Source organism: Microcoleus sp. S13_B4, assembly GCF_036700885.1.
Taxonomy (GTDB): domain Bacteria; phylum Cyanobacteriota; class Cyanobacteriia; order Cyanobacteriales; family Microcoleaceae; genus Microcoleus.
Window position 1 is genome coordinate 1 of sequence record NZ_JAUBPU010000017.1, and the last position, 24,858, is coordinate 24,858.

A 24,858-nucleotide genomic window follows, 5' to 3' on the forward strand; every position below is an offset into this window, starting at 1 on the left:
TATTTTAAAACTACGACTCATAAACGCACCATACAAGCTATCTCTCTATTATATGCAACTTCACATAAAATTGGTATAACGAGTTTCTTCCCATTGCAATTCAAATTGCTAACTCGCTCGACGGACTTTATCGCCACCACGTCATTCATAAAGACCTCAAACCTGCCAACATTCTAATTAACCCCGCCAGCAAACAAGTGAAGCTGATTGACTTTAGCATCGCTTCCCTGTTGCCGCGCCAAACCCAAGAAATTCAAAATCCCAACGTCCTCGAAGGCACTTTACCTTACATATCTCCAGAACAAACTGGGCGAATGAACCGAGGCATTGACTACCGCACGGATTTCTACTCTCTGGGAGTCACATTCTACGAACTGCTGACTAGACAGTTGCCTTTCCAAAGCGACGATCCGATAGAGTTAGTACACTGTCACCTTGCCAAGCAGCCTATCCCAGTCCATCACGTCAACAAAAGCGTTCCATGGGCGGTGTCTGAAATTGTTAGCAAACTGATGGCGAAGAATGCTGAAGATAGGTATCAAAGTGCGATCGGACTCAAGTTTGATTTGGAAACGTGTTTGCACGAATGGGAAGAGACAGCTCAAATTACTTCCTTTAAATTGGGAACGCGAGATTTGTGCGATCGCTTCATTATTCCCGAAAAATTATATGGTAGAGAGAGCGAAGTATTCTCCCTACTAGCCGCCTTCGATCGCGTGAGTTCAGGAAGCGCCGAAATGATGCTGGTGGCTGGCTTCTCAGGCATTGGCAAAACCGCCGTAGTCAACGAAGTTCACAAACCGATTGTCGCAGCTAGAGGCTACTTCATCAAAGGCAAATTCGACCAATTTGGGCGCAGCCAACCCTTCTCAGCATTTGTACAAGCTTTTCGCGATTTAATGAAGCAATTGCTGAGCGAAATAGATGCCAAAGTTGAGCAGTGGAAGACTCAGATCCTGGCAGCTTTGGGCGAGAATGCTCAGGTAATCGTTGAGGTAATTCCTGAACTAGAACGGATTATCAGCGAGCAACCCCCGGCACCAGAACTCGTCGGCAGTGCTGCCCAAAATCGCTTCAATCGCTTATTCGAGAAGTTCATTCAACTTTTCACCACCCAAGAACATCCCCTCGTCATCTTCTTAGACGACTTGCAATGGGCCGACTCAGCCTCATTGAAGTTGATTCAACTTCTGACGAGCGATCGCGATCGGCGCTATCTCTTATTAATTGGAGCCTATCGAGATAACGAAGTCAGTCCCGTACACCCTTTAGTGCTGACATTATCCGATATTCAACAAACGGGAGCTACGGTAAACACCATTACCCTCGCGCCGCTCGATTGCTTCAATTTAAATTGTTTAATTGCCGATACCTTAGTTTGTTCTATAGCGTTGGCTCGGCCCTTAACAGAACTGGTCGATCAAAAAACTCAAGGCAATCCATTTTTTAGCACGCAATTTCTCAAATCTTTACATGAAGATGGGTTAATTACCTTTAATTTTGAGGCACGGTATTGGCAGTGCGATATTGCCACAGTACGAACCTTAGCCCTGACAGATGATGTTGTCGAGTTCATGGCGCTTCAATTGCAAAAGTTGCCATCCCAGACGCAAGAAGTTTTAAAGTTAGCTGCCTGCATTGGCAACGAATTCGATTTAGCAACGCTGGCGGTAGTTTGTGAAAAATCTTCGTCAGAGACGGCAGCCAACTTGTGGCCTGCTTTGCAAGCAGGGTTGATTCTTCCACTGACTGAAATTTATAAGTTTTTCACTTCAGACGAGTTTGAATTCATAAATCAGAATGCAGAAGGAGAAAGCAATACTTCTGACTCGTGGTTCCAAAATCCCGAATCCTGTTATTACAAATTTATGCACGATCGCGTACAGCAAGCAGCTTACGTTTTGATTCCCGACTCTCAGAAACAATCCACTCACCTCAATATTGGTCAACTTTTGTTGATTAATACTCCGACCACAGAAAGGGAAGAGCAAATTTTTAATATAGTCAACCAGTTGAATTATGGTGTTGATTTAATTGCCGAACCCACCCAGCGTTACGAACTGGCTGAGTTGAATTTGATCGCGGGACGCAAGGCGAAGACTGCTACCGCTTATGCTGCGGCACGCAAATATTTAAGTTTTGGCAGGCAAATCCTAGCTCCCAATAGCTGGCAAAATCACTATGAAACAGCCCTCGAACTCCACGTATTAGGGGCAGAAACTGCATACCTGAGCTATGATTTTCAGGACATGGAGGAATTAGCCGATTTAGTCCTGCACAATGCCAGAACGCTCCTAGATAAGGTGAAAGTGTATGAAATCGAGCTTTCTGCTTGTACGGCGCAAGTCAAACCCAAACAAGCCGTTGAAATGGGCTTAGCAGTTCTCAAACTCTTGGGAATCTGCTTCCCAGAAAATCCAACTCCGGCAGATATTCAGCAGGGACTAGAACAAACCGCGTCACTTTTTGCGGGTAAAAAAATCGCGGAGTTTATTGATTTGCCAGAAATGGAAAATCTGCAAAAGCAAGCAGCCTTGCGGATTCTATCAGGTTTAGTTTCTCCAGCCTACATCACGGCTCCACTTCTCCTGCCGTTGGTTATTTTGGAAATGGTTAATTTATCGGTTAGTTATGGGAATGCTCCCTTATCGGCATTTGCTTACGGCTTGTATGGATTGGTATTAAGCGGTGTAGTTCAAGACATTGAAACAGGGTTTGAGTTTGGGCAATTGGCGTTAAACATTGTAGAGCGATTTAATGCCAATTACCTCAAAACCAAAGTATTTTATACAGTCGGGGTTCACATCATACATGGTAAACATCATGTCAAAGAAACTATCCCTCTTTTAAAAGAGGGTTACGCGATAGGACTGGAAACGGGAGAACTTGAATTGGGATATTCAGCCAAAGAAATCTCTCAATATTCATATTTAATCGGTCGAGAAATCGCGGGGCTAGAAGAGGAAGTAGCTACCTATTGCCATGCGCTGGTTCAATTCAAACAAGAAGCAGCGTTAAATTATACTCAAATCGTTCATCAGGTTTTATTAAATCTGCTGGGGCGATCGGAAAATCCCTGTCTATTTGTGGGAGATGCCTACAATGAAGAAACAATGCTCCCCTTTCACATCCAAGCAAACGATCGCAACGGCCTCCACTATTTTTACTTTCATAAAATGCTTGTGTGTTACCTGTTTGGAGAAACCGCGCAAGCTTTAGAAAATTCTCGGCAAGCCGAACAGTATTTAGACGCAGTGACGGGTATGCTCAACGTGCCGATGTTCTACTTTTATGACTCTCTAGCACGGCTGGGAGTTTGTAGGGAGGAGGATTCCTGCGAAGAGAAACAAGAACATCTGGAAAAAGTGAAAAGCCACCAAGAAACCCTTCATAAATGGGCGCATCATGCCCCCATGAATTTCTCGCACAAATTTTCCCTAGTGGAAGCCGAACTGTTCCGATCGCTGGGTGAAAATGTGTCGGCGATGGAAACTTACGATCGCGCCATTTTTCTTGCTAAAGAAAACGATTATCTCAACGAAGAAGCTCTGGCGAATGAATTGGCTGCTAAATTTTACTTGGCATGGGGAAAAGAAAAAGTGGCGCAGGTATATCTAATAGATGCTTACTATGCTTATGCTCGTTGGGGAGCGAAAGCAAAAATCGACGATCTAGAACAACGCTATCCCCAACTTCTGGCCCCTATCTTACAACAGGAAAAAGCTCGTTCCTTCGGGGAATTCGGGGAAGGTACTAGCTCCAATGAGACTTCATTCATTTCTAGTAATCACAAAACAATTACTGGCAGTACCAGCATCGCAGTCCTAGATTTACCCACGGTTATCAAAGCTTATCAAGCTCTGTCTAGCGAAATAAAGCTTGAACAATTGCTCACTACCCTGATGGATGTAGCGATTCAAAATGCAGGCGCTCAAACAGGAGTATTGATTTTGAAAGAAGAGGATGACTGGAAAATTGCTGTCCACTGTACCGATCGCCAAGGCTGTCTTCTGCAAGAAACTATTGGGATCGAGGAGAGCCAATCAATTCCCCAGACTGTGATTAATTACGTCAAACGTACCCATAAAACCCTAGTTTTCGATGATGTAAAGACTGAATTAATGTTTACTTCTGACCCGTATATACAGCAGCAGCAACCTAAGAGCATCCTATGTACTCCGATTATCCATCAAGGCAAAATGATGGCAATTCTGTATTTGGAAAATAATCTGACGACGGGGGCATTCACTGGCGATCGCGTCGCCCTCCTCAACATCCTCTGCTCCCAAGCTGCGATCTCGCTGGAAAACGCCCGCTTGTATCAGCAATCTCAACAGCTTTATCAACAATCTCAGGATTACAGTCAAAAACTAGAGCACTCTATACAGGATCTCAAACAGATGCAGTTGCAATTGGTGCAGGGTGAGAAGATGTCTGCTTTGGGAAATTTAGTCGCGGGGGTAGCCCACGAAATTAACAACCCCGTAGGCTTTATCGCCGGCAACTTGCAACCTGCTCAAGAATACGTGGGGGATTTATTCAATTTGATTGATTTGTATCAAGAAAAGTTTCCTAATCCGGGAGGGGAAATTGAAGCAGAAATTGAGGATATGGACTTGGAGTATTTGCGAGAAGATTTGCCCAAATTGATTGGCTCCATGAAAGAGGGGGTCGAGCGCATTCGCAATATCAGTACGAGTCTGAGAACGTTTTCGAGGGCAGATAGCGATCGACCAGTTTCTTTCAATATTCACGACGGACTCGAAAGCACTCTCCTGATTCTCAAGCACCGTTTAAAAGCGAGCGAGTTCCGCCCTGCGATTGAAGTTGTGAGAGATTATGGTAACTTGCCCTTAGTAAAATGCTTTCCCGGACAGTTAAACCAGGTATTTATGAATGTGCTTGCTAATGCCATTGACGCTCTGGAGGAGTCAAATAAGGGGCGGAGTTTTAGTGAAATTAAAGCTCTACCTAATCAAATTACGGTTCAAACTCTTCTGAGCGAAGACAACAATCAGGTTTTGATTCGCATTAAGGATAATGGAGTGGGGATGTCGGCGGAAGTCAAGGAAAACATCTTTAACCACTTATTCACAACCAAACCTGTGGGTCAAGGAACGGGATTAGGATTGTCGATCGCCCACCAAATTGTTGTGGAAAAACATGGAGGTACCTTACTCGTGAATTCTTCTTTGGGGCAGGGTTCGGAGTTTGTGATTGCTATTCCGGGGTGAGCAGTTTGTAGTAGGGCTTTAGCGCAATTATTGCGATCGGCTAACCTAGACTCGCTCCCGAGCTTCATCTCAATCGTAGTCATTGTCAAAAATATCGGGTTTAGTAGGAAGAAACATACGGATATTCCGGGTTTCTAGACACCCATGCGTTTAGAAGTGAAATTGTGAGTTTTAAGCTGTGAAACGTAATTTTTTCTATTGGCGTCCAATATTGTCAGTCTCGATTTTACCCGTACTGGCGATCGCCCCGTCTTTAATCTGGAATCAACCCGCAAGAGCACAACAGGGGGAGAAGGCTGGGCTGATTCATGCTTCGATCTCCCGCCAGGGAATGAAATCCCTGGCTGATAGCGAAAGTCGGTTAAAACCGACTGAAATATTGACCCATAGTTCTTTTGAGAAAACTTCAGCTATGAGACAGGGGTTTCAACCCCTGTCGGACTCTAGGCTTTTGGCTCAATCTGTACCGCCATCTTCGATAATTAGACAAGGCCGCCAAGTGTCCCTAAACGGCCGCATTCTCCCCCTAAGTTGGACTCAGCAGCCGGCAAACAGCACTTCTGGGAATTTCCGAACTTGGATTGCTGATGTTGGATTGATGCAAAGTGCGGGAGTGGATTTGCTCAGCAGCGCCGACAGTGCCAAACAACCAGTGCAGTGGTTTTCGGTATCTTTAACCGCCGATCAAAGCTTAGCAGCGCGGGCAACAGGCTCGTATCGTTACTTAGATGTTACAGATTTTGCTAGACTTGCGGGCTGGGAGATATCTGCTGATGGGAATATTCTAAAAATTACTTCTCAAACTGCAAGTGTTACCGGAATTCGGCAAGCAGAAATAGAATCGGGCGATCGCATTGTTGTAGATCTCGATCGACCAACTCCCTGGCAAGTCAACTTTGTCGATAAACCAAGCCCGTCGCCGACACCCACACCCAACCCCCCGGACGACCCCACAAAGCCCGCTATCCCACTGCAAAACCTCCGCACAGCGCCAAACCTCGAAACACCAGACGATCCGACCAAACCCGGCCTGCCACTGCCAATAACGCCCGCAGCGCCGATCGCCGGTCAAGAATGGTCGATCGCGATCGATGCCAAAGTCGATACGGCGTTACTTCAGGATACTTTTCAAATCAGCAAACAATTGCTATCACTAAAAGTCGAACCTGACGGCGCTCAAACTAAAGTCAAAGTGAAGATTCCTTTAGGTTGGCGGCCGCAAGTTTTCAGCCTGGGAAATCCCAATCGATTAGTGATCGACATTCGGCCAGATTCGTTAGTAGAAAAAAACATTGTTTGGGCGCCGGGTGTGCAGTGGCGGCAGCAGTATCAAAATTTAGGAACTGCTCGTTTTCCAGTAGTTTGGCTAGAAGTTAATCCGCGTCAACCCGGTGTAAAGATTCGACCAATTCTCAGCAATCCACCGACTGATCAAGGTACTGCACCTTTATTGCAAACAGCGGAAATTTCGGGAGCGGCTGCGGCAATTAATGCAGGGTTTTTTAATCGAATTAATCGGTTAGCTTTAGGAGCAATTCGGGGTGACAATAAATGGCTTTCCGGGCCAATATTGAACCGGGGGGCGATCGCCTGGAACGATCGGGGAGAATTTGCGATCGATCGTTTAACTTTGCAAGAAACTGTGATCACTCCGGCAAATCAATTTTTGCCTGTTTCTCATCTCAATAGTGCCTACGTGCAATCGGGAATCGGCCGCTACACTCCTGATTGGGGAACAACTTATACTCCGTTGTCTGCCAATGAAATAGTTGTGACAGTTGCGGGCGATTCCCTACGGGATAGCTTTGCTTCACGAGTTGTCAGCCAATCCCCCGGAGGTGCGACGGGAACAACAATTTTTCCCATTCCAGCTAACGGTTACATTTTGGCTTTGCGTTCGGATTTGTCGATCGCCCCTCAATTCACACCGGGCACTTTATTACGTCTGCAAACTAACACTTTTCCGGCGGATTTTAACCGTTTTCCGTACATTCTCGGCGGCGGGCCGATGTTGGTAAAAAATAGTCGAGTTGTGCTGGATGCGAAGGCGGAAGGGTTTAGCGATGCGTATGTTCGACAGACAGCAATTAGAAGTGCGATCGGGCGGAATGCTGCGGGGAATTTGCTGATTGTAGCCGTGCACAATCGCGTGGGCGGGGCGGGCCCTAATTTCGCAGAACTGGCGCAGATATTGCAGCAAATGGGTGCTGTGGAGGCTTTAAATTTGGATGGGGGAAGTTCTACGAGTTTGTATTTGGGAGGTAGTTTGCTCGATCGACCTGCGTCTACGGCGGCGAGAGTTCATAATGCGATCGGAATCTTCATTCAACCATAAACTGTCACGTTAAATTGTAGGGTGCGTCAGCGTCCGTTATCTTCTCAAAAATTGAGAATCTCCGCACTGACGCAGCTTACAAACTGTTGTCCCCCCCCTTATTAAGGGGGGCTAGGGGCGATCGAAAAGACTGTACAAGGAAGAAAAAACTCAACAAAATTCCCCCATCTCAGCTATAATCAAAACCATCCTCTCCATCCTCACATACCCCTCATGAGGCACTGGCCCCCTGGACAACAACTCCACGACGGCAAATACCTAATCGAAGAAATCCTCGGCGGCGGCGGATTCGGTGTCACTTACCGCGCTCAAAACCGCAAAGAAGGTAAAGTAGTCGCCATCAAAACCCTGAATGCCAACGTTCAAGGTAAACCAAACTTTCGCGAATTCCAAACCAAGTTTGTCAACGAAGCTTTATCTTTAGCCCGGTGCAGCCATCCCCACGTTGTCCAAGTTTACGAAGTATTTCCCGAAATAGTAGGAAATATCGAATTGTGGTGCATGGTGATGGAATTAATCCACGGAATTGACTTAGCTGAATATCTCGAAAATAACGGCATTTTGTCCGAAGAAAAAGCTTTGCCAATTATTCAACAAGTGGGAAGCGCGCTGAGTTTTGTTCACCAGCAAGGATTGACTCACCTCGATGTTAAACCCCAAAATATTATGCTAAGAACCCCCCCCAGCCCCCCCTTGGTAAGGGGGGGAGTAAGAGAAAATACCCCCCTCTCTTCTTCTCCCCTTAATAAGGGGGGTCAGGGGGGTGCAGTTTTGATTGATTTTGGCTTAGCGCGACAGGTGACGGCACCGGGGAAGTTGAGGACAAATAGCAATTCGGGGACTGAGTGTTACGCACCCATCGAATTATTAGAAAAACGGGCCGAGATTGGTGCTTATACTGATGTTTATTCCCTAGCAGCAACGCTTTATGTCATGTTGACTGGTGAGTTGCCGTTTCCGTCGCAATTCAGGAAGCAAAATATTCCTTTAACTCCGCCAAAGCAATTCAATTCTGAGATTAGCGACAGAGTGAATGTGGCGATGATGAAAGGGATGGAGTTGGAACCGCAAAATCGCCCGCAGTCGGTGCAGGAATGGTTGGATTTGCTGATACCTAAACCGAATGATGTTGAGGTTAATTTGCTTTCAGCCGTGGGAATGGATTATATAAATTTGCGGAATTTATTGGCGGCTAAAAAGTGGAAAGAAGCCGATGAGGAAACACAGAGAGTGATGTGTAAGGTGGCGGGTAGGGAGGAAGAAGGATGGCTGGATGTAGAACATATTGAAAAATTCCCCTGCGAGGATTTGCGTACCATTGACAAACTTTGGTTAAAATACAGCAATCAGCGCTTCGGCTTTAGCGTGCAGAAGCGCATTTATCAAAGTCTGGGGGGAACCAGGAAATATGATGAGGAAGTTTGGGAAAGGTTTGGCGATCGGGTAGGTTGGTGGAGAAAAAAGAACGAGTGGCTGTACGACGACGAACTCACTTTTTCAGAGCTAGCACCAGAAGCTCATCTCCCCAGTGGAGTGAGGGTGTTGAGTGGGGAGGTTTTGTATGGGTGGGGGTTGGGTTTGAGGTGGTGGGGCGTCTCTTCTCTCGCGTTGAGACTTGTAGACTGTAACCTCTAAGCGTTTCAGGATTTCATAAAGATTTATAACAAAGCCCAAAACCACGATCGCCACTTCTAAATTAATACCTAAAACCCCGAGTTACCATGACTATAAGATAAACTTTATTATTAACTGTAGGGGCGAAGCATTCGGCGAAAAATATGAGCTTCAAAACCGACAATATATTCCCCGAATGGTTCGCCCTGGCCTCCGCGCCAGATACAATTCCGATGTTTTAGAATTCGATTGATCTGATTTCCCACCGCAGATATTGGTAAACCCGCCCTGATTAGTGATAACCCTGAAGATTCGAGTTTACTCGCGTGAATTGGGCGAAGCATTCGGATGGTTTCGGCAGTTAAAAAACCAAACAACCACCGAACAAACTAAAAAAACGCTCTTACTCCCCTCCTTACCAAGAGGGGGGGCTGGGGGCGAGTTAAAATCTAAACAACCAAGGAAAAAACTAAAAAAATGCTCTTACTCCCCCCCTTAGCAAGGGGGGGCTGGGGGGGGTTAAAATCCTATATAACAATGACAAAACTCTACAACAGAACCTCAGAAAAATTCAAGCGACAGAAGCTTCGCACAGAAATGACAGAAACTGAAAAGCGGCTATGGAAACAAATAAGAAACAGACAGCTTGAAAACTGTAAATTTCGCAGACAATATAGCGTAGCAGCATTTGTGCTAGATTTCTACTCGCCGGAAATCAAGTTAGCACTAGAAGTTGATGGTGACAGCCATTTTGTGGATGGCGCTGTAGAATATGATGCAGAAAGGCAAGAGTTTATTGAGTCGGCAAGGATTAATTTTTTGAGGTTTACTAATGAGGATGTTTATCATAATTTGGATGGGGTTTTAGAGGTTATTGTAGAGGGGATTAAATCGCTGAGAACATCGGGTGTTTTACCCCCCCAGCCCCCCCTTGGTAAGGGGGGGAGTAAGAGTTAGTCCCTTGCTAAGGGGGGGAGTAAGAGTTAGCCCCTTGGTAAGGGGGGAGTAAGAGTTAGGAGGGTAGATTAGATTCAATCGTTTAAAACATCCACTCTTTTACCCCCCCCAGCCCCCCCTTGGTAAGGGGGGGAGTAAGAGTTAGCCTCTTGTTAAGGGGGGGGAGTAAGAGTTTCGATAGTCCAAAATCCCAAATACGAAATCGATATGAGTTCAAAAGTTACCCTCACCATCACTTCCGGGAATCTCAAAGGCCGAGAATTTACCTTTGACACCCGCACAACTTGCATTATTGGCCGCGCCAAAGATTGCTATCCTAAGATTCCCGACGACGAAAAACACCGCACGATTTCCCGCTATCACTGCTTGCTGGATATCAATCCTCCCGATATCCGGGTGCGCGATTTCGGTAGCAAAAATGGCACTTTTGTTAACGGCGAAAAAATCGGTCAGCGAGAAGCTCATCAAACTCCCGAAGAAGCTGCTCAAATTCAATTCCCAGAATACGACTTGCAAGGGGGAGATGAATTTACACTCAGCCATACTTCTTTTCGAGTTGGCGTTGCCCTTGACCCGGAAATTGTCAAAACTGCCGAACATCAAATACCCCCTGTCATTCCCTCAAATCAAGCGAATCTGTGGGAAATGCTGCAAGCTTTTCTGTTGAAAGCGGTGGCGAATCAAAGCAAGATCGGAGTTCTGGGCGATTACGTTTTGCTCAAAGAATTGGGTAGGGGAGGTTTTAGTTTAGTTTATTTGGCGCGCCACAAACCAACTAACGAACAAGTTGCCCTGAAAGTGATGCTGCCAAAAGTAGCGGCAAATCAGCGGGCTGTTAATTGGTTTTTGCGGGAAGTTGAAAATATGAAAGTTTTAAAACATCCCAATGTGGTAGGATTAAAAGAGTTTGGTTATGCTGATGAAACTTTCTTTTTCACGATGGAATACTGCGACGGCGGCAGTGTTGTGGATTTGATGGAAAAACGCGGTTTCAGCACTTTGCCGATTGGTGAGGCTGTGGCTATTATTTTGCAAGTTTTAGATGGTTTGGCTTACACCCATAATGCAGAAATTCCCAATGTCAGATTGGCTGATGGTAGTTTTGCAAAAGGACGGGGTTTGATTCACCGGGATTTGAAACCGGGCAATATTTTTCTGGCGAATGTGGGTGGGAAACAAGTTGCCAAAATTGGGGATTATGGGTTAGCAAAGGCTTTTGACCAAGCGGGTTTAAGTGGTCAAACGATGACTGGTAATGTTGTGGGTACGCCGTATTTTATGCCGCGACAGCAGGTAGTAAATTATAAGTACGCGCAACCGGATGTTGATGTTTGGCCGGCGGCCGCTTGTTTGTATGTGATGATAACGGGATATTCCCCGCGCAATTTGCAGGGTCAAGACCCGTTTTTGGCGGTGTTGCAAACTGATGCTGTGCCTGTTCGCGATCGCACTTCTGCGATTCCTCAACCGCTAGCCACCGTTATAGATCGCGCTTTAATTGACAATTCTCATATATATTATAAAAGTGCAGCGGAATTTAAACAAGCCCTATTCAATAGTATATCGTAAATTATGCTTCGACTACCAATAGGTTTTCAGAAAGTCGGTTTCTTGAAGAAACCGGGTTTCTTGGTATTCTCAATCTGCCATCACAGACAACACATACTCTCCTTGATTTACTGACTGATTTGTCGAAACATCAAAAATGAAAACATCCGACTCAGCAGAAACATCAACCAAACTCGGAAATTCCCCATTCTTATTAAAGCTGAGAATTTGATAAAGCCGATCGCCCTTTTTGACATAACTCCCCAACTCCACTCGATTTTGTATCATCCCGCCCGCCGGCGCGTAGTATTTGATCGCCGAATTCTTGGGGGTGAAAATAACTTGATGGGCGGCAGTTTCGGGGAGGGGAAATCCATCTATTTTCAATAAACCCTTACTTGCTAAGTAATTTTTGATTCCCCGCAAGCCATTCGCCACCGACTCGGGATTCATTTCCATCCCTGAACCTAATTCTAAAGTCCAAGCTTCCACGTCAAATTTGAGTGCACTTCCCAACTCTGCTAAAACCTTCTCAAGCGCCAGCCAAGGCTTGAGAAACGCCTCGTCAAAAGCATCGCCGTCGTACTCGTCCATCAAGATTGCCCGATCGAGCAAAAAAGCTTTCGCACTCTCCTCGCGGGAATTAAAACAGTAAAGGTAATCTAAACTTTGATTCGTAGAACTGTGCAAGTCCAGCACATAGTCAGCATCCAAACACAAAGATTGTAGCTGATATCGGTAAAGCTCGCTGTAGGGGCGGCAGCTAGGAGCGTTAATTTTTGCCAACTCTTTCGCAAAACTCAAAGCAATCGCTTTTCTGTAATTAACTTTGACAGTATCAGCATCGAGATGGATGTAAGACTTAGCAAAACCCAGAATATCTTCCCCTTGTTTTTCAAAATCCCAGAAAATTCGGTTCCAATTTACCCCATCATAAAGATTGTAGCGACCAGGGGAAAAATGGTGCGATCGCTGACTGACACCCACAGGATTACAAACCGGAACCAGCCAAATTTCTCCGATTAACTGACTGCTGTCCAAAGACATTAAAAACTCAATTAATTGGTGAATCACAGCATTACCGCTAATCTCAGCGCCGTGCAGGTTAGATTGGAGATAAGCTTTTTTCCCGGGAATCGCACCTTGGAACTGATAGACTTGCAGTGAAAGCCGATCGCCCGAAGCAAGCTGCACCACAGGAATAGTCGAAATAACTGGAATCATAGAGAGGGAAGAAGGAAGAAGGAAGAGGGAAGAAGGAAGAAGGAAGAGGGAAGAGGGAAGAGGGAAGAAGGCAAAAATTTTTTATGTCAACTGCCAACTGCCAACTGCCAACTGCCAACAGACTTATTCCTTAATAGCCGATTTGGTGGCGAAGGTTTAAAATCAATACAGTCCTCTGCTGACTTGCTTTCAGCAAGATTTAAGCATACTTATCCTGCAACCTTATAATAATCCTTGTGCCAGACACTGCCCAGAACCGCCCAGAGCTGGATCTGAAGACCATATTTCCATTCGAGCTAGATAACTTTCAGAGAGAGGCGATCGCCGCCCTCGATGCAGGTAAATCCGTTGTTGTGTGCGCTCCCACAGGCTCCGGGAAAACGTTAATCGGCGAATACGCCATCCATCAAGCACTCTCCAGGGGGCGGCGCGTCTTCTATACCACTCCCCTCAAAGCTCTGTCTAACCAAAAGTTGCGCGACTTCCGCAGTCAATTTGGAGACGACAACGTAGGTTTGCTAACGGGCGACATCTCCGTCAATCGAGATGCGCCGATTTTGGTGATGACTACCGAAATATTTCGGAATATGCTCTACGGTACGCCGATCGGAGAAGTCGGTACTTCCCTCACCGGAGTCGAAACCGTGGTGCTCGACGAGTGTCACTACATGAACGATCGCCAGCGTGGTACCGTCTGGGAAGAATCGATCATTTACTGTTCGAGCGAAATTCAACTGCTCGCCCTCTCAGCAACCGTTGCCAATAGCGACCAACTCACAGACTGGATTAACAAAGTCCACGGGCCCACAGAGCTCGTCTACTCAGACTTTCGGCCAGTACCGCTGCAATTCCACTTCGCCAATCAAAAAGGGATATTTCCCCTATTAGACGAGACCGGCAAAAGAGCCAATATCCGGTTAGTCCCCAAAAAGAAGCAGCAAAAAGCAGAAAGAGGCAGCATCCCCACTCCGAGTTTGACCGATGTTTTGGCCCGGTTGGACGATCGAGATATGCTACCAGCAATTTACTTCATCTTCAGCCGTCGCGGGTGCGACCAAGCAGTCGCAGAAGTCGGCAATTTCTCCCTGGTTAACGAAGCCGAAACAGCCGAACTCAAACGCATCATTGACGATTTTTTACAGCGAAACCCAGAAGCAGAACGCTTCGGTCAAAAAGAAGCACTTTTAAAAGGGATCGCCGCCCACCACGCAGGCATTTTGCCCGCTTGGAAAGGTTTAGTAGAAGAACTCTTTGGCAGAGGTTTGATTAAAGTCGTATTTGCCACCGAAACCCTAGCAGCCGGGATTAATATGCCCGCCCGCACCACAGTTATTTCCACCCTGTCCAAGCGCACGGACAAGGGACACCGACTGCTAAACGCTTCAGAATTCCTGCAAATGGCCGGTCGGGCGGGTCGGCGGGGCATGGACAAGCTGGGGCACGTCGTCGCAGTTCAGACGCGCTTTGAAGGCGCAAAAGAAGCCTCGTATTTGGCAACAGCCAAAGCCGACCCCCTCGCCAGTCAGTTTACGCCCAGCTACGGCATGGTGCTGAATTTGCTGCAAACTCACACTCTTGACGAAGCTCAAGAGTTGGTAGAGCGAAGTTTCGGTCAATACCTGTCTACCTTGTACTTGCAGCCGCAGCAAGAAGAATTAGACCGATTGCAAACTGAATTGGCGGTTCTTGAACAGTCCCTGGCGGCCGGAGGGAATGTCTCCACCCTGGAAAAAGAGCTCGCCCATTACGAAAAATTGCAGGCAAGACTCAAAGAAGACAAACGTTTGCTCAAAATTCTATTGCAGCAAGCTGAAGAAGCGCGATTTAAGGAAATGTCAGTAGCTGTGGCTTTTGCAGTTCTCGGTACGGTTCTGAGTCTCAAAGGTAAGCACGTTCCGACAGCCAAACGATCGCACACAAATCCTGTACCCGCCGTATTGGTTGCCAAAATCGCAGGTTCCGGCCAAGCACCAAATTTGGTGTGCTTGGGCAAAGATAACCGCTGGTATGTCGTCGCCATTAGCGATGTCGCTAGTCTGCACGCCGAATTACCTCGCTTGACCGTTGCAGATACCTTGAACCCGCCGTCGGAAATGGCCCTGAGACTCGGGCAGTGCCGCTTGGGAACTGAAGAAACTGCTTCAATTGCTGCATCGATCCCACAATTGCCGACGCCGGAACCGAGCCCGGAGGCGATCGAGCAACAGCAGAAAATCGCAGCCCTAGAAGCTCAGCTAGAAATTCACCCGGTTCTAGTATGGGGCAATCCCGGTACTTTGCTCAAACGCCAGCGCCGCCGGGAAGAATTGAAAAAAGAAATCCGCAAAAGCGAACAAGACTTAGAAAAGCAGCGAGCTCGCTACTGGGAGCAATTTCTCAACTTAATCGACATCTTGCTGAATTTCGGCTGCTTGGAAAGAGTAGTTTCGGCAACTGGAAACCGAGATGACTCCTCCGACAGGTTGGTGCCGACAGTCTTGGGCCAAGCTTGCGCCGCCATTCGCGGCGATAACGAACTGTGGCTGGGTTTGTCCCTGATGTCTGCGGAGTTTGACGAACTCGACCCCCACCACCTCGCTGCTGCTTGCGCGGCCTTAGTTACAGAAGTTTCCAGGCCCGACAGTTGGACTCACTACTCGCTGTCGCCAGAAGTTTTGGCACCTTTGGACAATCTGCAAAAAGGCTTGCGTCGCCGATTGTTTCAAGTGCAGTACCGTCATGAAGCTGCAATCCCGATTTGGCTGGAACGGGATTTAGTGACTTTGGTCGAACAGTGGGCTCTGGGTGTTGAATGGCTGGAACTGATTAGCCATACGAGTTTGGATGAAGGGGATGTGGTGCGGATTTTGCGCCGGACTTTGGATTTCTTGTCTCAGATTCCTCATGTTCCTCATGTTTCGGATTCTTTGCGGAGGAATGCTTGTCGGGCGATGCAGTTAATCGATCGATTCCCGGTGAATGAAGCTGCAACGCCAGAAAATTAGTTGACTGTTGACTGTTGACTGTTGACTGTTGGCTGTTGGCTGTAAGCTGTCCGGCATCTAAATTGTATTTTTGGTTTTTCAACCCAAATGCACGCAGATTTTAATCTAAAATCGTTTCCGGTGGCATCGGTATTGTTCAAATGCCCAAATGTCCAAACAGTCAACAGTCAACTGTCATGAGGAATAGATCCCGATTTAAATCCAAAATCTAAAATCCAAAATCTAAAATCCAAAATCTAAAATCTAAAATCTAAAATCGATCGATCGCACATTTTCCTGATTCAGGTTGCAGGGCAGGATAGAAAATTGTATGGTGCGGATCGATCGATCGCTCTTAATTGTTATTGAATTTTTGTCTAGCGGTGCGCTGGGTAATTCTCATATTTATGATGCAACAAATCAAAAAGCCTCATCAAATGCCTGATGCCTGCTCTCAGGCTCAAAAAATTCGCTTTTTCACTTTCTTGCAAAGAGTCTTAATTGGCACTCTAGCAAGTACATTACTCAATCTCTTTATCCTATTTCCCTCTCCGAGTTTCGCTGAAGTAGTTCTGGGTGTTGTTCGCAGTTCCGAGAATTCTCCCGATTGGGTAAAGATTACCACGCGCCTCTGGGAAAGTGGCATTGCTTACAAACCAATCAATCTCGAAGAAATCAAAAGTACGGCGGATTTAGCAGGCGTTAACGTGCTGTTTTTGCCCAATATTGAAACCTTGAGTCCGGCGCAAATTAAAGTTTTAGAAGCTTGGGCATCCCAGGGCGGTCGCTTGATTGCTTCGGGCCCAGTCGGTCGCAGTTCCCCGGCCTTGGTGCGCCAATCTTTGCGATCGCTCCTTGGGGCCTATTGGGCTTTTCCGTTAACCCAGCCAGCTACCCCGCAACCGCGCAGCCGCTGTCGGGATCTTGCTTGCACTACTTCTAGCAATTGGGTGCCACCAGAACAAAAAAATGCCTCAGTCCAAGGCGGTGTCTTGATTCCGGCTGATGCGAACAGTCAAACTATTGCTACTTGGAAAGATAGTTCCGGTTCCTCCGCAGCCATCGCCACCGATCGCGCTACCTATCTCGGCTGGCGCTGGGGTAGCGACGGTTCGGAAAATGTAGATAAGGCTTGGTTGCAAGCCTCGATCGCCCGCTGGGGAGGCACAATTGCTTCTGGGCCTTTAGCGCCGCCCACTGCTGCCACCGCTCCACTACCCAATCCCCCGTCCAGACTCACTAGAAACAGCCCTAGTTCGCCACGTAGTAGCCCGCTGAGCCGACTTTCTCCATCGGGTGCGCTTTCCGATCCTGTACCTGCAACTTTTACAGACCCTTCTGATCAGTCGGCGTCGGCGGGTTTGGATGTGCAGGCAAATTCCAATAAGCCGATCGTCAGCATTGAAGCGTACTTGATGCGCCAAGAACTCACTAACCTCCTCGGCAGATTTGAAAGCGCCCTGACAGCAGCTAATTCAGCCAATACGCCTGTTAACCTCAATGCTGCTACCCTCCCTCAACTGGTAGCGGCAAGCAACAGTGCCGGCGGCCCGGCAGCCAGCCGCCCGCCTGTTCTGCAAGGAGCAACGGCGCGGGCGATCGCCCAAGCGCGACAGGTTTTGCAAAGTTTTGACCAACTCCTGCAAGAGCAAAACTACGCGGAGGCTAGAAAGCAGTGGGTGGAAGCGCGGCAGTTGCTGTGGCAAAATTACCCGAAGGAAGGACAGCGCGTTGGGGCGGAAATTCGGGCGGTTTGGCTCGATCGCGGGACGATCGTCGCAGCGCGATCTGAACAGGGTTTGGCCGCAGTGTTCGATCGGCTCGCCGCCGCCGGTATCAATACTGTTTTCTTTGAAACTTTGAATGCCGGATATACGATTTATCCCAGTCAAGTTGCACCGCAACAAAATCCCCTCACCGTTGGCTGGGACCCGCTGGCATCTGCGGTTAAATTAGCTCACGAGCGAGGCATGGAACTGCACGCTTGGGTTTGGGTTTTTGCCACAGGAAATAAGCGCCACAATACTTTAATTGGCAAGCCGAGTTCTTATCCAGGTCCGGTGCTTTCCGCTCATCCAGATTGGGCAAATATTGACAATAAAGGACGCACCCAAAATCCTAACGATGGTAAATTTTATCTCGATCCTGCTAACCCGGAAGCGCGTAATTATTTGCTGCGAATTGTCAGCGAAATTGCCAATAGCTACAAAGTAGATGGGGTGCAATTAGACTATATTCGCTATCCTTTTCAAGATGACAATGCGAATTTTACTTACGGTTACGGTATTGCGGGGAGGCAGCAATTTAAGCAGTTGACTGGTGCCGATCCGGTAAATATTTCCCCCAGGGACGGCAGTTTGTGGCGGCAGTGGGTTGAGTTTAAAACTAATCAAATTAATACTTTTGTAGCTGAAGTTTCTCAGCTTTTGCGACAGAATTATCCGCGCACAATTCTGTCGGTGGCGGTGTTTCCGCACCCGGAAAGTCAGCGGATTTACAAAATTCAGCAAAATTGGGAAGTTTGGGCTCGTCAAGGTATTGTAGATTTGATTGTGCCGATGACTTATGCTTTGGATACGAACCGACTTCAGCGCATCACCGAACCGTTGGTAAAGGAACAAATTCTGGGTTCGGCTTTGATTTCTCCGGCGGTTAAGTTGTTGACTCTCCCGGAAGTTGTGGCGATCGACCAAATTCAAGCTTTGCGCGATTTGCCGACTGGGGGCTATGCTATTTTTGCGGTGGAAAGTATCAGCAGCGGGATGCAAGGCTTTTTTAACCGCACTCAAGGCCCGCCGGTGCGTTCCACTTCTGCAGCAGAGCCGATTCCTTACCGACAGCCGTTTGCGGCGGCAGCTTCGCGCTATACTGCTCTCAAGCAGGAATGGAGTTTTTTGTTGGCTAACAATCAGTTGCGGGTGTCGGAATCTGAGCTGAAAGTTTTGCAAAGTCGATCGGATGAATTGGCGCAAGCTTTGAGCACATTGGCCGCAAATCCTTCTAGGGAAAGTTTAGCAACTGCTAAAAGATTGTTGGGGAGTTTTCAATCTCAATTTCAATCTTCAATGCGCTTGCATTCGGCAGATAATAGCTATCAAGTTCAAACTTGGCAAAATCGTTTGGAGAGTTTGGATATGCTGTTACGTTACGGTGAAAGAATGGAGTTGAATCGCAGGTAAATTCAGGTTTTTGAGCGGAGTTCGGGTTAGCTACTGTTTATTAAAACTGATATCTTGCACCATTCTCGCTTAACAGGCTTTCTGACCTGTTCGACAAAGAATGAGTTTTCTTGTGGGGTGGGTATTCTGCCCGCCCGTCCAAGAATTATTGAGAATGGTGCAATACAATGGTGCAATACATAAGATGATTTCGACTTAGGGCCGAGCGCGCCCAATTATCTGTATCAGTAGTTACGAAAAAACTCTTAGTATAAATACGCTATATTGATTTAAATTGATCGCCGGTACTGTGGTTAGTAAACTATAGCAGAAGGAGAAAAGGAAGGGCAAAGGGAACATAATTTACAATCAAAATTCCCAACAATTACCAATGCCCAATTCCCCATGCCCAATTCCCAATTCCTCTGAGGATGAATATGTTTCCTAAACCCCTCAATCGCTTTGCTACCAAAATTATCGGCAAAGCTCCATTACAAACGGTGCTCGTGGTTCCTTTTTTAGTGCAAATTGTGGGCACGGTAGGAGTTGTAGGTTGGCTGTCGTTCCAAAACGGTCAGCGGGCGGTCAACGATGTTGCGGCTCAGTTGCGGGGAGAAATTAGCGATCGCATCAAAGACCGCATGGAAAATTATATGTCCATTCCCCACATAGTCAATCACCTGAACGTTCAAGGCATAAAATTGGGGCAGTTGAACCTAGAAGACAACCAAAAACTAGAACATCATTTCCTAGAACAAATTCAATATTTTGATTCGATCAGCATCATTTACATAGGCAAAGAAAATGGAGAACATTCGGGAGCAATCCGCACTAAAGATAGGATTTTGATATCGGCTGCTGACAGCTCTACTGGCAATAAATTAGCTCGATATACTGCGGACTCTCAGGGAAACCGCCTTCACTTAGTGCAAATATCACCCCATATTTACGACCCGCGAACTCGCCCGTGGTACATAGCGGCAGCGGCGGCAAAAAAACCTATTTGGACTCCAATTTATACAGATTTTTTGACTAGAGAACTGGCAATTACTGCTGCTTTACCTATCTACGACGACGCTGGCAAATTGTTAGGAGTAGCGGGCAGCGATTTGCTCTTTTCCCGAATCAAAGAATTTCTCGTTAGCCTCAAAATTGGCAAATCAGGACAAACTTTTGTGATGGAGCGATCGGGGATGTTAATTGCCACTTCAACGGCGAGTCAAGAATTCGTCGTGGTGGAAGGTAAAGAAACAAGACGCATCAAAGCTTCAGAAAGCGAGAATCCGGTAATTCGCCAAACTGCACAGCATTTAGAGAAATCCTACGACAGCTTAGCTAAAATCAATAATTCTCAACAGCTTACTTTTGATGTTGACGGCAAGCGAAATTTTATTCAGGTAGCTCCTTTTAAAGACAATCGAGGGTTGGATTGGCTGATTGTAGTAGTTGTGCCAGAATCGGACTTTATGGAACAAATTAACGCCAATACGCGCACGACTTTTTTGCTGTCGGTTGCAGCTTTAATTGGGGCGACACTTCTGGGTATTCTTACTGCTAAATGGGTGGTGCAGCCGATTTTAAAATTGAATGCGGCTGCGAAAGCTTTGGCGCGGAATGAATGGGATACAAAGCTCACTCTGAATCGCGAAGATGAACTCGGAGAACTTGCCACTGCTTTTAACAGCATGGCCGAGCAATTGCAGCATTCATTTACTTCTCTCTCGGAAAGCGAAAACCGAGTTAAACAATTTCTCAATGCAGTACCGCTAGGAATTTTCATTGCAGATGCCAACGGTCAACCTCACTACATTAATCCTACCGGAGACCAACTTTTATCTCAAGGAATTGTACCAGCAGATTCCGAAAGTTTACGTCAATCCTACCAAGTTTATTTAGCTGGCACTCAGGAAATATACCCGGCGGAACGCGACCCAATTTTAAATGCTTTGCAGGGTAAAAGTGTAACTGTTGATGACATAGAAATCTCCTCGGCTGACAAAACTGTTCCCCTGCAAGTTTGGGGAACTCCTATTTATGACGCTCAAGGAAATATTATCTACGGGATGTGCGCTTTTCAAGATATTACAGAACGCAAACTAGCGGAGAAATTATTAAAGGAATACAACGACAATTTAGCTGTGCAAGTTGCAGAACGTACCGCCGATCTTGCCAAGGCAAAAGAAAAGTTTTCTAAAGCTTTCCGTTTAAGTCCTAATGCGATTACCCTGACTAGAATTAGCGATGGTCGCCACATTGAAGCCAATGAGAGCTTTTGTCGGATGATGGGGTACAGTCACGAAGAAATTATTGGAAAAACAGCGGTACAGCTCAATTTTTGGGCGAGTTTGGGAGAGCGCGATCGCATGATTCAAATGTTAAAAAATAAGACCGCTCTTCACAATTATGAACTCAGGTTTCGTAATAAAAATGGTACAGAAAGAACGGCATTGCTGTCGATAGAAACCATCGATATTGACGGAGAAGCTTGTTTTTTGTCGATTTCTAGCGATATTACCGATCGCCAACAAGCAGAAACTGCCCTCCGGGAAGCAGAAGAAAAGTACCGCAACATTTATGAAAATGCTTTGAATGGCATTTTTCAAACTGCTAGTGACGGGAAATACATCAGCGCTAACCCCGCTTTAGCTCAGCTTTATGGTTACGAATCCCCCGCAGAATTAATAGCAGCACAGCCCAATTTCAAGAACCAGCTTTATGTGAAACCAAACCGCCGCGACGACTTTGCAGCGCTAATGAACGAGTACGGGATACTATCAAACTTTGAATCGGAAATTTACCGCAAAGATGGCACCATAATCTGGATTTCGGAAAATTGTCGCGCTGTCTGCGATGAAGCAGGAAATCTACTTTACTACGAAGGTTTTATTAAAGACATTACGGATAACAAACAAGCGGAAATTAAAATGCAGCAGGCGAAAGAAGCAGCCGAAGCCGCAAACAAAGCTAAGAGTACGTTTCTCGCCAATATGAGTCACGAATTGCGATCGCCCCTGAACGCGGTTATCGGCTTCGCTCAAGTCATGGTTCGCAGTAAAACTCTGTCTCCTGAAAATCAAGAAAATGTCGGTATTATCCTGCGGAGCGGCGAACATTTGCTGTCTTTAATTAACCAAGTTTTAGACTTGTCAAAAATCGAAGCAGGACGCACTACCCTCTATGAAAAAAACTTCGATTTGTACAGGCTGCTCGACGATTTAGAAGAGATGTTTGCTCTCAAAGCTGAGGAAAAAGGCTTGCAATTAATGTTGGCTCGGGACGCCGAAGTACCCCATTACATTGGCACTGATGAAGTCAAATTGCGCCAAGTATTAATTAATTTACTCAACAATGCCATTAAATTTACTTCACAAGGCGGAGTAGCGGTGCAAGTCAAAGGAGGAAGGCGGAATATACACAAAAACAGCGCTGACCAATTGCCCGATCGCTACTCGCTGCATTTTGAAGTTCAAGATACCGGTGCAGGCATTGCTGCTGAAGAAATAAATCAGTTGTTTGAAGCATTCGTGCAAACACAAACAGGTAAAGACTCTCAGGAAGGAACAGGTTTAGGGTTAGCAATTAGTCGGCAGTTCGTACAATTAATGGGAGGTGAAATTACTGTTAGCAGCGAGGTCGGAAAGGGTACAATATTTCTGTTTGACATCCAAGTTCATCGGGTTGAATCTGCTGATATTGAAAGCAAAAGAACTCAACGCCGAGTTGTTGCCCTCGAGCCGAATCAGCCGAGTTATCGCTTGCTAATTGTGGACGACAAACCTTTGAACCGCCAACTGTTGGTAAAACTTCTGAGTCCACTCGGCTTTGAGTTGAGAGAAGCGAGTAACGGTAAAGAAGCGGTGGATATTTTTATGGAGTGGGAACCGCATCTGATTTGGATGGACATGAGAATGCCGGTGATGGACGGCTACGAGGCAACCAAACAGATTAAAACTACAACTGGCGGGCAAGCAACGGCGATTGTAGCCCTGACGGCTAGCGTTTTGGAGGAAGAACGGGCGGTGATTCTTTCGGCTGGTTGCGATGATTTTATGCGGAAACCATTCCGAGAGGAGGACATTTTTGTGGCAATGGGAAAACATTTAGGAGTACGCTATATTTATGAAGATCCAACCGTAGTCAGTGGGGCAGGTATGGGGGAGTCAAGTCAGGAGGCGCTGACACCGGAGGCTTTTGCCTCTCTTTCTCCAGACTGGATGGCCGAATTCAAGCAAAATATTTTGAGCGTGGACATGGAGGCGATCGCTAGTTCGATCGCACAAATCAGCAGTGTTAATCCCTCTCTGGCGGACAGGCTTCAAGATTGCATTAATAATTTTGAATATGACAGAATTTTAAACATAATCGATATCATAAATAACCCATAAATACCCGATGAATTCAACTTTATCTAAAACCAATCGACCTAATATTTTAGTAGTGGACGACACGCCAGAAAACCTGCGGCTGCTGGCAGGAATTTTGAGCGAAAAAGGGTATCAAGTTCGCCCGGTTCCCAACGGCAAGCTAGCATTATCGGCTGCTCAAAAAATACCCCCCGATCTAGTCCTGCTGGATATTATGATGCCGGAAATGGACGGCTATCAAGTTTGCCAGCAACTCAAAGATTCTGAAATCACAAAAGACATTCCTGTTATTTTTATTAGTGCGATTAATGACGTGCTGGATAAAGTTAAAGCTTTCGCAGTTGGCGGAGTTGACTTTATTACTAAACCGTTTCATGTTGAAGAAGTTTTAGCCCGGATAGAAACTCATTTAAAAATTTGTTCACTGCAACAAACTTTGCAAGAAAAAAATCAAGATTTAGCAACGGCTCTCCACCAACTGCAAGCCACCCAAGAGCATTTGATTCAATCGGAAAAAATGGCTGCCCTGGGACAACTAATTGCCGGCATTGCCCACGAAATCAATACCCCCCTAGGCATTATAGGTTCCTCAATCAATAATATAGCTACTTTTTCGGATGACTTTTTACAAAAATTTCCTAAAACTTTTCAAGAACTTTCTGACGAAAACCAAGGTTATTTTTTTAATTTACTCTACCGAGCTACACATCAAGAAACTTTGTTTACGAGCAAAGAAAAGCGGAAATTTAAGCAGCAGTTGACGGGGTTTTTGATGGCACAATCTGTTGAAAAAGCCGATGAAATTGCCGATACTTTAGTTGACATGGAAATCTACGACAACCTAGAAAAGTTGTTGCCGCTTTTTCAATCGCCGGATTGGGAAGTAGTTTTAAATACTGCTTACCAGTTTGCGAGCTTTAAAAAAAGTATTAGCCTGATCCAAAGAGCGACAGCGAAGTCGGGAAAAGTAGTATTTGCCTTGAAAACCTACGCTCATTTCGATAGCAAGCCTGAAAAAGTTCAGGCGAACTTGCACGAGGGCATTGAAACGGTGTTAACTCTTTATCAAAATCAACTCAAACACGGTATAGAAGTAGTTAAAAATTATGGAGATTTACCCGAAATTATGTGTTATCCCGATGATTTAAATCAAGTTTGGACGAATCTCCTTCATAATGCCCTGCAAGCAATGGATTATAAAGGTATATTGACGATTGAAACTCGGCAGCAAGAGGCAAATATTTTCCTCAAATTTACTGATAACGGCAAAGGCATTCCCCCAGAAGTTATTCCCAAAATTTTTCAGCCATTTTTTACGACTAAATCTGCGGGCGAAGGTAGCGGCTTGGGATTGGATATTGTGAGAAAAATTGTGGAAAAACACGAAGGCAGAATTGCTGTAGATTCTGTACCGGGGCAGACAACTTTTATAGTCTCGCTGCCAATCTATTAAACAAAAAT

Annotated in this window: 9 protein-coding genes and 1 pseudogene; 9 read left to right on the plus strand and 1 reads right to left on the minus strand. The window is 46.1% G+C overall.

What is annotated here, in order from left to right; all coding sequences use genetic code 11:
- Positions 1-77: 77 nt before the first annotated feature.
- From QT994_RS12235 to QT994_RS12255, 5 genes and pseudogenes are all read left to right on the plus strand, one after another.
- A pseudogene (locus QT994_RS12235) lies at positions 78-5,234 on the plus strand (trifunctional serine/threonine-protein kinase/ATP-binding protein/sensor histidine kinase); the annotation flags it as partial.
- 178 nt (positions 5,235-5,412) lie between these two features.
- Positions 5,413-7,569 carry a phosphodiester glycosidase family protein gene (locus QT994_RS12240; protein WP_333174794.1) on the plus strand — a complete coding sequence of 719 codons (2,157 nt, stop codon included), beginning with the start codon at positions 5,413-5,415 and terminating at the stop codon, positions 7,567-7,569.
- A 213-nt stretch (positions 7,570-7,782) separates the two neighbouring features.
- A complete protein-coding gene (locus QT994_RS12245; protein ID WP_333174798.1) occupies positions 7,783-9,204 on the plus strand; it encodes a serine/threonine-protein kinase in 1,422 nt (473 codons plus the stop codon).
- A 516-nt stretch (positions 9,205-9,720) separates the two neighbouring features.
- Positions 9,721-10,140, plus strand: coding sequence for an endonuclease domain-containing protein (locus tag QT994_RS12250; protein ID WP_333174801.1), 420 nt, complete (start codon positions 9,721-9,723; stop codon positions 10,138-10,140).
- 207 nt (positions 10,141-10,347) lie between these two features.
- Complete coding sequence (locus QT994_RS12255) at positions 10,348-11,709, plus strand: protein kinase domain-containing protein (protein ID WP_333174804.1); 1,362 nt, start codon at positions 10,348-10,350, stop codon at positions 11,707-11,709.
- Positions 11,710-11,778: 69 nt separating this feature from the next.
- Here the strand turns inward: QT994_RS12255 and QT994_RS12260 are convergent, their stop codons facing one another.
- Complete coding sequence (locus tag QT994_RS12260) at positions 11,779-12,912, minus strand: succinylglutamate desuccinylase/aspartoacylase family protein (protein ID WP_333174807.1); 1,134 nt, start codon at positions 12,910-12,912, stop codon at positions 11,779-11,781.
- Between the two features lie 236 nt (positions 12,913-13,148).
- Between QT994_RS12260 and QT994_RS12265 the strand changes: the two genes are divergently transcribed.
- The 4 genes from QT994_RS12265 to QT994_RS12280 all read left to right on the plus strand — a co-directional run bounded on the left by QT994_RS12265 (position 13,149) and on the right by QT994_RS12280 (position 24,850).
- On the plus strand, positions 13,149-15,896 hold the full coding sequence (locus QT994_RS12265) for an RNA helicase (protein ID WP_333174810.1): 2,748 nt from the start codon (positions 13,149-13,151) through the stop codon (positions 15,894-15,896).
- Between the two features lie 416 nt (positions 15,897-16,312).
- Positions 16,313-19,054, plus strand: a complete 2,742-nt coding sequence (locus QT994_RS12270; RefSeq protein WP_445243899.1) for a family 10 glycosylhydrolase — start codon at positions 16,313-16,315, stop codon at positions 19,052-19,054.
- A gap of 416 nt (positions 19,055-19,470) precedes the next feature.
- A complete protein-coding gene (locus QT994_RS12275) occupies positions 19,471-23,418 on the plus strand; it encodes a PAS domain S-box protein (RefSeq protein ID WP_333174814.1) in 3,948 nt (1,315 codons plus the stop codon).
- 7 nt (positions 23,419-23,425) lie between these two features.
- Positions 23,426-24,850: a response regulator gene (locus QT994_RS12280; protein ID WP_333174816.1), complete on the plus strand. Its 1,425-nt coding sequence runs from the start codon at positions 23,426-23,428 to the stop codon at positions 24,848-24,850.
- Positions 24,851-24,858: the final 8 nt, after the last annotated feature.